This is a genomic window from Pseudomonas sp. SAS7 (assembly GCF_052112345.1).
Taxonomy (GTDB): domain Bacteria; phylum Pseudomonadota; class Gammaproteobacteria; order Pseudomonadales; family Pseudomonadaceae; genus Aquipseudomonas; species Aquipseudomonas putida_Q.
The window spans coordinates 100916-114598 of record NZ_JBEGGO010000004.1 but is presented as its reverse complement, the minus strand read 5'-3'; the positions used below and the strand labels follow the sequence as shown (position 1 = coordinate 114598).

Below are 13683 nucleotides of genomic sequence, written 5' to 3'. Positions count from 1 at the left end.
CTCGTGTAAGGTGCGCATCTTTCCTACGGAGCACAGCATGAGCACGGCCCAACACAACGCGCTGCACGGCAAGACCCTTGAACAGATCCTCACCGAGCTGGTGGCGCACTACCAATGGCAGGGCCTGGCCGAGCGCATCGATGTGCGTTGCTTCAAGAGCAACCCCAGTATCAAGTCGAGCCTGGCCTTTTTGCGCAAGACGCCGTGGGCGCGGGAAAAGGTCGAGCAGCTGTACGTGAAGCTGCAGCGCAAGGCCTGATATGCCGCGCCGCCCCTGGCTGACCGGCATGGCCGTGCTGGGCTGGTTCGGCCTGACCGTGCAGGTATACCTGGTGCTGCTGGCGCGCTGGCAGGAACAGGCCAGCCTGATTGGCGGCCTGATCAATGTGTTCGGCTATTTCACCGTGCTGACCAACACCTTGGTGGCGACGGTGCTCAGTTATGCAGCGTTCGGTCGTGAAGGCCGAGCCAGGCGGTTTTTCCTGTCGCCGTCGGTGAGTACTGCGGTGGCTGCCTGCATCGTGCTGGTGGCGCTGGCCTACAGCGTGTTGCTGCGCCACTTGTGGCAACCGCAGGGTTGGCAGTGGCTGGCGGACGAGTTGCTACACGACGTGATGCCTTTGCTGTATGCCTTGTACTGGTGGTGCGAGGTGCCCAAGGGCAGCCTGCGGCTATGGCACCTGGCAGTGTGGGCCATGTACCCGGCGGTGTATTTCGCCTATGCGCTGTGGCGGGGGAGCGAGATTGGCATGTATGCCTACCCGTTCATCGATGTGGCTAGCCTGGGGTATGGGCAGGTGATGCTCAATGCCTTGGGGGTGCTGGCGGGGTTCTGGGGGATCGGGTTGGTGCTGCTAGGGCTGGATCGGTGGCGCGGGGTGCGGAAATTTGCTTAGCCTGTGCTGGCCTCTTCGCGGGTAAACCCGCTCCCACAGGTACTTCACAAACCTTTAGGGCAGTGGAGTAGCTGTGGGAGCTGGCTTGCCGGGACAGGGCCGGTATAGGCAACCAAGATCACTCGTCGTCCGCAGTCCCGTCGGCACGCCAGTAGGCCGCAGCCTTCAGCGCATCCTCAGGCACCCCTTTTTCCAGCAATAGCGTCTTGGCCTGGCGGGTCAGGGCTTTTTCCAGTGCCACCCAGCCATACAACCGGCCTTGCGGCAAGGTCAGGTTTTTCACCAGTTCCAGCAAATCCTCTTGCTGGCGGCGCACCCAGATGACTTCGACCTGTGCCTTGCTCGGCAACGGCTGGCGCTCCTGCTCGTCTTCGATCTGGATCACCGCCAGCACCTGGCGGCCAGCCTGCAGTTCGTCCAGCCGGCGACCAATCGCCGGAATGGCGGTTTCGTCACCGATCAGCAGGTAGCTGTCGAAAATATCCGGTACCACCATCGATGCCCGTGGCCCGGCGATGTCCAGGGTTTGCCCCGGGGTGGCCTGGGCGGCCCAGGTGGAGGCAGGGCCGTCACCGTGCAGCACGAAGTCGATGTCTAGTTCATTGGCCACCAGGTCGATGCGTCGTGGCGTGTACTCGCGCATGGTGGGCCGTGCGCCACCGTCCCGGCCCATATTACGGGCCTCGATGGCCTGTTGTTGCTCCGGCGTTTCGGCGAACAGCAGCTTGATATGGTCGTCGCTGCCGACGCTGGTGAAACCTTGCAGTTCGGCACCGCCGAGGGTGATGCGGCGCATGCGTGGGGTCAGCTCGGTGACCCGCAGTACCTGCAGACGGCGTTGGCGGATCTCGTGGTTGACGCGGTGGATGGTGTCACTCATGGGAAGTCTCCCCGACAGGTTCGGCCGGCCCGGAGGCGATGGCCTTGGCGGTATGGTTGAGCAAGTCGCGGACCCGTTGGATCTCTTCGGGTGTCCAGCGGCCGCTGTGCATGTGCAGTGCGTGGCGCAGGTTGCCGACCGCTTCATGGATCTCTGGCGGGCGGTCGTGGCCGCGCAGGGCGCGTTTGCTGACTTCGATGCGCATGCGCACGCCGTCCAGGGCCACAGCCTGCTCGGCCAGGGCGCTGCGCCCGGCATCGGTGATGGCATAGAGGCGTTTGCTGCCCTGCACCTGGCCGCTGATCAGCTCGGCCTCTTCAAGAAAATTCAGCGTGGGGTAGATCACCCCAGGGCTTGGGCTGTAGCTGCCGTCGAACAGGTTTTCGATCTGGCGGATCAGGTCATACCCGTGGCCGGGTTGCTCGGCCAGCAGGTCCAGCATCAGCAACTTGAGGTCACCGGGGGCGAAGACGCGTGGGCCGCGCTCGCCGCGGCCGGGGCGCCGCTCGAAGGGATCATGGGGGGTGTGTTCGCGCATGGGGACAGGGCTCCGTCGTTTGCGATATATCGTAAGATATTACTCAAGATATATCTAAAGACAAGCCCTTTAATGCAGATGATTATCATCTAGTCGTTCGATACGTTCCCTGCCGACGGTGGTGTGTGCACGGCAAGCTGCGGTGCTTTGCATTCATTCGGGTTGCCCGGCTGCAGGTACGGCATGAGGATGGGGGCCATGCCCTTGAGCACCTGCACCGGCAGCGCCGAGGTGAATTTGAATGCCTCTGCCGAGCGCCCCGGGACGAAGGCGGTGAGGGTGCCGAAGTGGTTGTCGCCCAGGAAGAATACGAAGGTGGCGGTACGGTTAAGCGAGCGCGAGCCAATCAGCCGACCGCCGGCGCCGAAGCTTTCGATGCGGTTGTCACCGGTACCGGTCTTGCCCCCCATCACCAGTGGCGTGCCGTCCTGCAGCTTGAAACTGCCGGAAATACGCCGCGCAGTCCCTGCATCTACCACCTGCGACATGGCGCCTTTAAGCGCGCGCGCCACTTCCACCGGCAGAATCCGCACGCCCCGGTCCGGGTCGGTGATCAACTTGGTTTCATAAGGGGTGTTGGCTGCAAAGTGCAGGGTGTCGATGCGCAGGGTGGGCAGGCGGATGCCGTCGTTCTGGATGATGCCGACCAGTTCGGAGAGGGCGGCAGGGCGGTCGCCCGAGCTGCCGATGGCGGTGGCCAGCGAGGGCACCAGGTGGTCGAATGGATAGCCCACGCGTTTCCAGCGCTGGTGAATGTCGAGGAAGGCTTCGATCTCGACCATGGTGCGGATGCGGCTGTCGCGGGCGCCCTGGTGGCGGCTTTTGAACAGCCAGCTGTACACCTCTTGGCGCTCGAAACGGCTGGCGTTGACCATTTCGGTCAAGGTCGAGCTTGGGTTTTTCAGCAGGTAGCCAAGCAGCCAAAGGTCCAGCGGGTGGACCTTGGCAATGTAGCCCTGGTCGGGCAGGTCGTATTTACCCGGGCCATAGGCATCGTACATCTCTGACAGACGGCCGTCGGTGAGCTTGCCCAAGGTAATCTTGTCGCCCTTGAGGTGGGCACGTACGAAGGCATTGAAGGTTTCCTGCCCGGCTTCGGGGAACAGGTAGCGATGCACCGCCGCCAGCCGCTGCGGGGTCACGCGCATGCTGTCCAGGAAGGTGTCCAGGCGCTGTTGCGAGGTCTTGCGCTGGTATTTCTTCCAGAAGCGCATCAGGTAGTTGGTGCCTTCCTTGTCGGCGAAGCGGGCCAGGTATTCCTGGCGGCGAGGGTCGGCGTCGTCCTTGAGCAGCGGCACGCGGTTGTACGGCTGTTGGTAGGTCACGTAGCGCACCAGGTCGCGCATCAGGCGAATGAACGGCAGGTTGATCGATTCGCGCAGCGCATCCTTGAGCGTCGGGTTGCGGCTGTTGTCTTCCTTGCGGAAGTTGTTGAACACGTGCATGCCGCCGCCTGTGAAGAAGGCTTCACCGGTATTGGCGGAGTATTTGCGCTCCAGCGCGGCGTCGAGCATGGCGTCCAGGCTCTGGTTCTTGCTGTTCTGCGCCAGCCATTCCAGCGACCACTGGGTGATGCGGTCCAGTTCGGCGACATCGACCTTCTTCAGCTCGGCAGCGGGCTTGCCGGCGTATTTGTCGTGCAGTTCGGCAATGATCTCCAGGTAGGTGGTCAGCACCCGCAACTTGGCGGTGGAGCCCAGCTCCAGCTTGCTGCCTTCGTTGATGTCGAAGGGCTGGTTGGTGCTGTCGGTCTGTACCCGTACCCGCGAGCCGTCGGCGGTGCGCTCGAACAGGGTGAAGCTGTAGCTGACCTGGTCGGTGGTCTTGGTGGTGAGCAGGCGTTCGCCGATCAGCCCCATCTGCGCGGCAAACTCCGGGTCGGCAAGGTTTTTCAGGTACTGGCTGACCTGCAGCTGCAGGTCGGCCTGCAGGGTACTGGTGGCCGACACATCGAGGCGGTCGAGGTCGTACAGCGGGCGGTTGAGCATGGCTGCAAGGCGGTTGCGCGCCAGGCTGATGCCCTTGTTGGTGACGATCGGCACGATGGTCGGCTGCGCTACCCAGTCACGGTAGACCGCCTTGCTGGCCAGCGCGGCATCGGCCAGTGGCTGCTCGATCACCTTGTTGGCGGCAAGCACGCGGATGTGCGAATCGGTGAGTTCGGCCAACTCCACTCGGCCCTTGGACAAGTAGTGGGACGGGCGGCGCTGGGCAATCATCAGCGACAGCACCTGGCGCAGGGCAAGGCCGCGTGCAGCCATGCTTTCGGCGTCGGTGGCGGTGGAAGTCAGAGCCTGGTTGACCTGGTCGAAGTCGGCGCCGTACCACACTCGCAGGCCTTCGGCCATGCCATGCACTTCGCCGTGCCCGGGCACGGCCGACAGCGGCACACTGTTGAGGTAGTCGCGCACGATGCGCTGGCGTGCCTCGGTGGTATCCGGGCCGCCCTGGTAGGCACGCACGCTGGCAGAAATCATCTGGCGGATTTTCTCGGCACCCGACACGGTCAGGCCGTCCGGTGAGTGGCGGTACTTTTCCAGCTGCGTGGCCAAGGTACTGCCGCCCGCGGACTGGCCGGGCAAGGCCAGGTACTTGGCCACCTGGCTGTAGGCGGCCTTGGCGAAGCGTGGCCAGTCCACGGCCGGGTTGTTGCGCGGGTCCTGGGTATCGAGCAGGTCGCGGTTCTCGATGAACAGCAGGCTGTTGACCATCACCGGGGGGATCGCGGCAAAGTCCGGGTACAAGTGCTGCGGGTAGTTGTACTGGTACAACGTATCGCCGCGGCAGTCGGTGATCGACAGGCCAGCCTGAATCTTCTCGATATAGGGTGCGAACAGCCCATGTTCGACGTAGTTCATCAGCGCCGGTGAGAACTTTACCTGCTCAGTGATCAGGTAGTCGCGCTTGAGCAGGCGTGGCAGAAATTCGCCCAGTGCGCTGTAGCCCAGGCGCCTGTCAAACGGCCCGTCACCGGGGTAGATGATTGCATCACTAGGGCCGGGCTCCAGCGAGTAGGTCAGGGTGCCGGCCAGTTTGCTGAACTCGCGCGATTGCAGTTCGGAGGTGCGGAATTCGTCATACGCCGCGAAACCGATGGCCACCAGCGCCACCAGCAGGATGAGGATGATCAGCCGCCACCATAGCCGACGCTGACGGGGGGACTTCGGTTGTGGCGTCTCGGCCGGAGGTATCTCGGGTGCTTCCGTTCTGCTTGGTTCCGATTGCCACAGTGCGCCCATAGTCTTCAATCCGGCCAGGTGTTTTCGTCTTGCTTGTCTGAAGCTTAGACGTTGAGCGGGTGAGGTGAAAATTTTGTAGGAGGTGGAGAAAAGCGGGGTAGGGCTATGCGGCTTTGGTGTGGGTTTCTTGATACGGAGATGTTGCTATGGTGCCGGGGGCAGCTTTCAGGGCCGCTGCGCCCGCCAGAAAACTTGCTGATTATTCCTGTATATACAGCGAAAATCCCTGCAACGGTGTTCCTATACTGCTCGGCCCCTTCGCCCTGCCGGGCGCTCTACCCCGGCACACGGGCCGGCCCACGAGGCCAGCCTGGCAAGCCAACGTCACGCCTATCGGCATGACCGGTGCTGCACGAAGGTCAAATCCAATAACAAAATGAGGTTGTATTGCTATGCCAGTCGGCAACCACTCTGCCCATGGCCAGGCCAACGAAGGCGGCCCGCTCAAGCGTGAACTGGGCGAACGGCACATCCGCCTGATGGCGCTGGGCGCCTGTATCGGCGTCGGTCTCTTCCTGGGTTCGGCCAAAGCCATCGAAATGGCCGGCCCTGCCATCATGCTCTCCTACATCATCGGTGGCCTGGCCATTCTGGTGATCATGCGCGCCCTTGGCGAAATGGCCGTGCATAACCCGGTCGCCGGTTCGTTCAGCCGCTATGCCCAGGACTACCTCGGCCCGCTGGCGGGCTTTCTCACCGGCTGGAACTACTGGTTCCTGTGGCTGGTGACCTGCGTTGCCGAAATCACCGCGGTGGCCATCTACATGGGCATCTGGTTCCCCGATGTACCGCGCTGGATCTGGGCCCTGGCGGCCTTGGGCAGCATGGGCGCGGTCAACCTGGTGGCGGTGAAGGCCTTTGGCGAATTCGAGTTCTGGTTCGCCCTGATCAAGATCGTCACCATCATCGCCATGGTCCTTGGCGGCATCGGCGTCATTGCCTTTGGCTTCGGCAATGACGGTGTGGCGTTGGGTATCTCCAACCTGTGGAGCAACGGCGGTTTCATGCCCAATGGCGTGACCGGCGTGCTGATGTCGCTGCAGATGGTGATGTTCGCCTACCTGGGTGTGGAAATGATCGGCCTCACCGCCGGCGAAGCACGCAACCCGCAAAAGACCATCCCCCAGGCTATCGGCTCGGTGTTCTGGCGCATCCTGCTGTTCTACGTTGGTGCGTTGTTCGTGATCCTGTCGATCTACCCGTGGAACGAAATCGGCAGCCAGGGCAGCCCGTTCGTCATGACCTTCGAGCGCCTTGGCATCAAGACCGCCGCCGGCATCATCAACTTCGTGGTCATCACCGCGGCGCTGTCGTCGTGCAACGGCGGCATCTTCAGCACCGGGCGCATGCTCTACAGCCTGGCGCAGAACGGCCAGGCCCCGGCGGCCTTCGCCCGCACCTCGAAAAACGGCGTACCGCGCAATGCGCTGCTGCTGTCGATTGGCGCGCTGCTGCTGGGCGTGCTGGCCAACTACCTGGTGCCGGAAAAGGTATTTGTCTGGGTAACCTCGATTGCCACCTTCGGTGCGATCTGGACCTGGGTGATGATCCTGCTGGCGCAGCTCAAGTTCCGTGCCGGCCTGACTACCGCCGAGCGCAAGGCGCTGAAGTACCGCATGTGGCTGTGGCCGCTGAGTTCCTACCTGGCGTTGGGCTTCCTGGTGCTGGTGGTTGGCTTGATGGCATACTTCGAGGATACCCGTGTGGCCCTGTACATTGGCCCGGCGTTCCTGGTGCTGCTGACGGTGCTGTACTACGCGTTGCGCCTGGCGCCGAAAGACCTGCAAGGTGTGGCCAGTACTGCTTCCTGATCTGAAATAGCCGGGGCCGCTTTGCGGCCCATCGCGACGCAAGGCCGCTCCTACAGGAGATCGCGTATTTCTGTAGGCGCGGCCTTGTGTCGCAATCGGACTACGCAGCAGCCCCAGGGCTCTATCAGGCCGCCACTTCGCTGTGCGGCTCGAAGCTGTCGGCCCGGGCCAGTTGCCACATCCGCGAATAGAACTGCCCATTCACCTCGCCGGTCAGCAACTCACCCGGCTTCAGAAACACATGCATCTGCGAGAACAGCTTGATCTCGGTGGCCGAGACGCGCCGCACCAGGTGCTTGGCTTCCAGCTGTGCCGGGTGCGCCAGGCCCGCCGCGGCGAGCATTTCGGCCAGGGCACGCAAGGTGTTGTGGTGGAAGTTCAGCACCCGTTGGGCCTTGTCCGGCACTACCAGGGCGCGTTGGCGTAGCGGGTCTTGCGTGGCCACGCCGGTCGGGCACTTGTTGGTGTGGCAGCTCTGCGACTGAATGCAGCCAATGGCGAACATGAAGCCGCGCGCCGAGTTTGCCCAGTCAGCACCGATGGCCAGCACGCTGGCGATGTCGAAGGCGCTGACGATCTTGCCGCTGGCCCCGAGCTTGATCTTGTCCCGCAGGTTCAGGCCCACCAGCGTGTTGTGCACGAACAGCAGGCCTTCGCGCAGCGGTACACCGATATGGTCGGTGAACTCCACCGGTGCCGCGCCGGTACCGCCTTCCTTGCCATCGACGACGATGAAGTCGGGCAGGATGCCGGTTTCCAGCATGGCCTTGGCGATGCCCATGAACTCCCACGGGTGGCCCAGGCAGAATTTGAAGCCGACCGGTTTGCCGCCGGACAGCTCACGCAGCTGAGCGATGAACTGCATCATCTCGATTGGCGTGGAGAAAGCACTGTGGCGCGACGGTGAAATGCAGTCTTCGCCCATCAGCACGCCGCGGGTTTCGGCGATTTCCTGGGTGACCTTGTGTTTGGGCAGGATGCCGCCGTGGCCAGGCTTGGCGCCCTGGCTCATCTTGATTTCGATCATGCGCACTTGCGGGCTGCGCGCCTGGGCGGCGAAGCGTTCAGGGTCGAAGCGCCCGTCCGGTGTGCGGCAACCGAAGTAGCCGCTGCCCAGTTCCCAGACCAGGTCGCCGCCATGCTCGCGGTGATAGGGGCTGATACTGCCTTCGCCGGTGTCATGGTGGAAGTTGCCCAGCTTGGCGCCCTGGTTGAGGGCGCGGATGGCATTGGCGCTGAGCGAGCCGAAGCTCATCGCCGAAATGTTGAAGATCGAGGCCGAGTACGGCTGGCTACACTGCGGCCCGCCGACCATGACGCGGAAGCTGGCCGGGTCGGCCAGCGGCGCCGGGCGCATGGAATGGCCGATGAACTCGAAGCCGGACTCGTACACGTCGATCAGCGTGCCGAACGGTTTGTCCGAGGCTTCGTTTTTCGCCCGGGCATACACCAGCGAACGCTGGGCGCGGGAGAACGGCAGGGCGTCGCTGTCGGACTCCAGCAGGTACTGGCGGATTTCCGGGCGAATGGCCTCGACCAGATAGCGGATGTTGCCCAGGATCGGGTAGTTGCGGCGTACGGCATGGCGTTGCTGCAGCAGGTCGAACAGGCCGATCAGGCTGAGGATGCCCGTGGTCAGGGTGAACGGCCACAACCATTCGTGGTGGATGAAGGGCAGGCTCGCCAAAGTGAACAGCACACAGGCTGCGAAGAAGGCATAGCGGCTGAGAAGTGACAGGCTCATACAGGGTCCTTGCGATGGCGCGGTCAGGCTCAGGGCCTGGGGGCAAACCCCGACCATAGCCAAGTTGCAGGGCCCTGCAAATTAAAATCGGGGTAGCGAAAATCATTCTCGAATCGGGCAAGACCTGCGCCGTGGCACTTATCCTGTAGGAGCAGCCTTGTGCTGCGAAGAGGCCATTGCAGCCAAAGACAATCTTCCGCCTTACCGGCCTCTTCGCAGCACAAGGCTGCTCCTACAGGTTTATGCGGTAGCCTGAGTAATGGTGCTGCTTTTCAGAGCGCGTTACGCAGCAGTTTCTGCCGCCAGATTTCCTGCTCTTGTGCGGGCGCCTCGACCAGATACGAGTAACGCCCGGCCACCCGCACCGCCACCGGTACCCCGTCGCGATACAACAAGCGGTTACCACTCACCGCTGGCACTTTCGCCCCGGGCAGCAACGAGCCGATCAGGTTCAGCGGGTCACTGGCACTCATCACCAGTAGCGTCCCATCCGGCTCGCGCCGGCGCACCTGCCGCAGCAATCCCACCGCCTCCGGCAAGGCGAACTGTTCACCCGCCAGCCCGGCAATGAAGCGCCCGCCACGGATCTCGCCACGCGCCTCCAGCCGGTGATAGCAGCGCAGCAGATCACGCCAGGGCGGCAGTACTTCACTCTCGCGGTCCAACAGCCGCCAGCAGATCACCCCATAGCGGCGCAGCAGGGTGCGGGCAATGTCCTCCAGGCGCTGGTCGTGATCCGGTGGCGTATCGCTGCGGCGCAGCAGTGCCCAGCGCCCGGCATGCGCCATGCTGCTGGAAAGCGGCGGGTGGCCACGACGGCTGTTGCGCGAGCTGCGTTTGGCTGCAGGTGTGATCAGGCTGCGCAAGCCGGTGAAACTGTCCGCGCCCACCAGGCCCGAACCCACCAGCTCCTGAAGCGCAGTTTCCAGTTCGCTGGGCAGCAGATGTGCCTCATGCGCCAGTTCATCGAAAAACAGCGCCCCCTGGGTTTTCAGCGCCTCGTGTACACGTTGCGCACGCAGGCCAAGGGCATCTACCGTTGGGGCGGGCGCCAGGCTGCGCCATGTGTTCAGCTGGTCGCGCGGCAGCAGCACCAATGGGGTACTCGCCAGGGTATTGCTCGCCACCGTTGCCGCCAGCCGGCTCCAGGCAAACTGCCCGCTGCGGCAGGCATCGTCCAGCCAGTGCGGGCTGTAGTCCAGGATGCGCGAAGGCAGCAACTCCGCCTCCCACGCCCCGGCGGCGCTGGGGAACCCCTGCAACTGGCCCAATACTTCGGCCACCGCCTGCGGGCCACGCAGGCGCTCGTCGGGCGCCAGGCGCTGCCAGTCGAACAGAAAGCGCATGAAGTCCTGCAGGCTGACCGGTTCGATCTCGCGGCGCAGGCGTTTGACCGTGTAGCGGTGAATGCGCGCCAGCAAATGGCGTTCGCACCATTGCAGGTCGGTTGCACCAGGGCTGAAATACCCGCGCAGCACATAGCCTTCGGCTTCCAGGCGGGCCAGCGCCTGCTCGATGGCTGGCAACGGCTTGCCCAGCGGTGCCGCTATCTGTGCCGCGGTCTTGGGGCCATGGCCACTCAGGCGGGCACGTAACAGTTCACTCAGGGCAAGGTCCGGGTCGATGACCTGATCAAAGCCTGGCAGCACCTGCAAGGCAGGCTCCAGCACAGCCTCCGGATACAGCCTCTGCAACAGGCCCAACCGCTCACGCGCCAACCACAGCTTTTCGCCCGCCAGGCGCAAGGCCCGACCGTTTTTGGCCAGTTGCCTGAGCAACAGGTCCCAGCTGGCATTGCCTTGCACTTCCGCTTGGCTGATGGCGCCCAGGCCCATCAGCGCTTCGTGCATTTCGTCGGCATTGCCCGGCTGCGGCCAGGCTTCGGCCGCGACGGCGGCGATGGCATCAGCGTCCAGCGCGCCCAGGTCGTCGCCACTGCGCACTTCGCTCCAGCGTCGGTTGAGTACCGCCTGGGTGCGCCGTTCTTCCAGCGGGGCATCGTCCAGAAAAGCGTACGGCCTGGCATTGAGAATGGCCGACGCCAGTGGCGAAGGGGCGGGCAGGTCGCGGCACAGCAGGCGTACCGCCCCGCTTTCCATGCGTCGCAACAGGGCCAGCCAACCTTCGCTGTCCATCGCCTCGTGCAGGCAGTCGTCGAGGGTTTGTTCGACCAACGGGTGATCGGGTATCTGCCGCTCGCCGGCGATATTCTCCAGGCAGGCGATCTGGTCTGGGAACACGGCGGCCACCAGGTCCTCGCTTTTCATGCGCTGGATCTGCGGCGCTACCTTGCGCCCGCCCACGAAGCGCGGCAGCGCCATGGCCACGCCAGCGTTCCAGCGCCAGCGCACGCCAAACAGCGGTGCATCCAGCAGGGCCTGGACGAGGATCGGCTCGGCGCTACGGCTGTTCAGGTAACGCCACACCTCGTCCAGCTCGAAGCTGTGGCTGGTTGACAGTGAAAGTACGATGGCATCTTCGCTGGCGGCAGCCTGCAGCTCGAAGTTGAAGGTGCGGCAGAAGCGCTTGCGCAAGGCCAGGCCCCATGCGCGGTTGATGCGGCTGCCGTAGGGTGAATGGATGATCAGCTGGGTTCCGCCCGACTCATCGAAAAAGCGCTCCATTACCAGCGTGTCCTGCGAGGGCAGGGCGCCAAGCACCTCGCGGGTGCGGGCCAGATAGTCGAGCAACTGGCTGGCGCTGTCTTCGCCCAGTTCGAAGGTAGCCTGCAACCATGCCAGTACCTCGACTGTGTCGCCGTCAGCCTTTGCCAGTTGCTGGTCGATTCGTGCATGCAGCCTGGCCACGGCGGCAGACAGCTCATCACTGCGCCCCGGCGCTTCACCCAGCCAGAACGGAATGGTCGGCGGCAGGCCATGGGCATCTTCCACCCGTACGCGACCTGGCTCGACGCGCAGGATGCGGTAAGAGGCGTTGCCCAGCTGGAAGATATCGCCGGCAATGCTCTCCACGGCAAAGTCTTCATTGACGCTGCCGATGTTCAGCGCCTGCGGTTCCAGCAGCACGGTGTAGTCGGCGTTGTCAGGGATGGTGCCGCCGCTGGTCAGCGCCGTCAGTTGGCTGCCGCGACGGCCGCGCAATGTGCCGCTGACCGCATCGCGGTGCAAATAGGCGCTGCGGATGCCCTGGCGGCCGTTGTAGCCCTCGGCGAGCATGGTGAGCAGCGCCTGGTAGTGGCGCTGGTCGAGCTCGGCGTAGGGGGTGGCCTGGCGCAGGCAGTCGAACAGGGCTTGTTCGTGCCAGTCCTGGTTGCTGGCTTCGGCGACAATCTGCTGGGCCAGTACGTCCAGCGGTGCCCGGGGTATGTGCAGCTCGTCCAGTTCGCCTTGGCGCACGCAGTCCAGCAGGGCCACGCATTCGATCAGGTCATCGCGGGAGGTGGGGAACAGGCGCCCCTTGGGCACGCCGTCAACCTGGTGGCCGGCGCGGCCAACCCGTTGCAGGAAGGCGGCAATTGAACCGGGCGAGGCGATCTGGCACACGAGGTCGATATCGCCGATATCAATGCCCAGCTCCAGCGAAGCGGTGGCTACCAGCACCTGCAAATGGCCCCTCTTGAGCCGCTGCTCTGCATCCAGGCGCAGCTCCTTGGACAGGCTGCCATGGTGCGCGGCTACCGCCTCCTTGCCCAGCCGGTCGCTGAGGTGACGGGTGATGCGCTCGGCAAGGCGCCGGGTGTTGACGAAGACCAGTGTGGTGCGGTGTTCGCGGGCCAGGGTGGCCAAGCGGTCGTAGACCAGGCCCCAGACATCGTTGGCCATCACCGCGCCCAGTGGCACCGGCGGCACTTCGATGGCCAGATCGCGTTGGCGCGCATGGCCTACATCGACGATGGCGCAGGGGCGTCCGCTACCGGCCAGAAACTCTGCCACCCGCTCGACCGGGCGTTGTGTGGCGGACAGCCCGATACGCCGCAGTGGCCGTTTGCTCAAGGCTTGCAGGCGTTCCAGGGTCAGCGCCAGGTGCGCGCCACGCTTGTTGCCGGCCAGGGCGTGGATTTCGTCGACGATTACCGTGTGTACGTTGCCCAGGCCTTCACGGCCTGAAGCAGAGCCCATCAACACGTACAGCGATTCTGGGGTTGTCACCAGAATGTGCGGGGCCAGCTTACGCATGGCGGCACGTTCCTTTTGTGGCGTGTCGCCCGTGCGTACCGCCGTGGTGATGCGTGGGGCTTTCAGGCCCTGGTCTGCGAGGGCCTGACTGATGCCTTCGAGCGGGGCTTGCAGGTTGAGGCGGATGTCATTGGACAACGCTTTCAGCGGTGAAACGTAGATCACCTGGGTTTGCGCGGGCAGCTCACCTTGGTGCTCCAGGCCTTCACGAAACAGTTCGTCGAGCACCGCCAGGAAAGCGCTGAGGGTTTTGCCCGAGCCGGTCGGCGCGGCGAGCAGCATCGACTGGCCGGCGTGGATCAGCGGCCAGGCTTGTGCCTGGGCTTCAGTGACCGTGGCGAAATGGCGACGGAACCAGGTGCGCACGGCAGGGTGGAACAGCTCGAGCACCGGGTGGTGTTTGGCGGGCAGGTTCATGTGTTGGTTATGGAGGGTATGC

At 63.9% G+C, this 13683-nt stretch carries 8 protein-coding genes; 3 read left to right on the top strand and 5 right to left on the bottom strand.

Translation table 11 applies throughout. From position 1 onward, the window contains the following. Positions 1 to 37 precede the first annotated feature (37 nt). Both ABI582_RS08555 and ABI582_RS08550 read left to right on the top strand, forming a co-directional pair. Positions 38 to 259 carry a VF530 family DNA-binding protein gene (locus tag ABI582_RS08555; protein WP_016498188.1) on the top strand — a complete coding sequence of 74 codons (222 nt, stop codon included), beginning with the start codon at positions 38 to 40 and terminating at the stop codon, positions 257 to 259. Position 260: 1 nt separating this feature from the next. Further along, on the top strand, positions 261 to 896 hold the full coding sequence (locus ABI582_RS08550) for a Pr6Pr family membrane protein (protein WP_442118958.1): 636 nt from the start codon (positions 261 to 263) through the stop codon (positions 894 to 896). Between the two features lie 118 nt (positions 897 to 1014). Here the strand turns inward: ABI582_RS08550 and ABI582_RS08545 are convergent, their stop codons facing one another. From ABI582_RS08545 to ABI582_RS08535, 3 genes are all read right to left on the bottom strand, one after another. After that, entirely contained in the window at positions 1015 to 1776 is a 762-nt protein-coding gene (locus ABI582_RS08545) for a siderophore-interacting protein (RefSeq protein WP_442118957.1), read from the bottom strand. Continuing rightward, a complete protein-coding gene (locus ABI582_RS08540) occupies positions 1769 to 2314 on the bottom strand; it encodes a PadR family transcriptional regulator (protein ID WP_338745031.1) in 546 nt (181 codons plus the stop codon). Before ABI582_RS08540 ends, ABI582_RS08545 begins: the two co-directional genes overlap by 8 nt. A gap of 89 nt (positions 2315 to 2403) precedes the next feature. After that, positions 2404 to 5553, bottom strand: coding sequence for a transglycosylase domain-containing protein (locus ABI582_RS08535; protein WP_442118956.1), 3150 nt, complete (start codon positions 5551 to 5553; stop codon positions 2404 to 2406). A gap of 392 nt (positions 5554 to 5945) precedes the next feature. Here ABI582_RS08535 and ABI582_RS08530 point away from each other — a divergent pair, with 392 nt between their 5' ends. Continuing rightward, on the top strand, positions 5946 to 7364 hold the full coding sequence (locus tag ABI582_RS08530) for an amino acid permease (protein WP_338745029.1): 1419 nt from the start codon (positions 5946 to 5948) through the stop codon (positions 7362 to 7364). Positions 7365 to 7488: 124 nt separating this feature from the next. Here the strand turns inward: ABI582_RS08530 and ABI582_RS08525 are convergent, their stop codons facing one another. Beyond that, entirely contained in the window at positions 7489 to 9108 is a 1620-nt protein-coding gene (locus ABI582_RS08525) for an FMN-binding glutamate synthase family protein (protein WP_442118955.1), read from the bottom strand. A gap of 272 nt (positions 9109 to 9380) precedes the next feature. Beyond that, positions 9381 to 13661: a DEAD/DEAH box helicase gene (locus ABI582_RS08520; protein WP_442118954.1), complete on the bottom strand. Its 4281-nt coding sequence runs from the start codon at positions 13659 to 13661 to the stop codon at positions 9381 to 9383. Between the last annotated feature and the right edge of the window lie 22 nt (positions 13662 to 13683).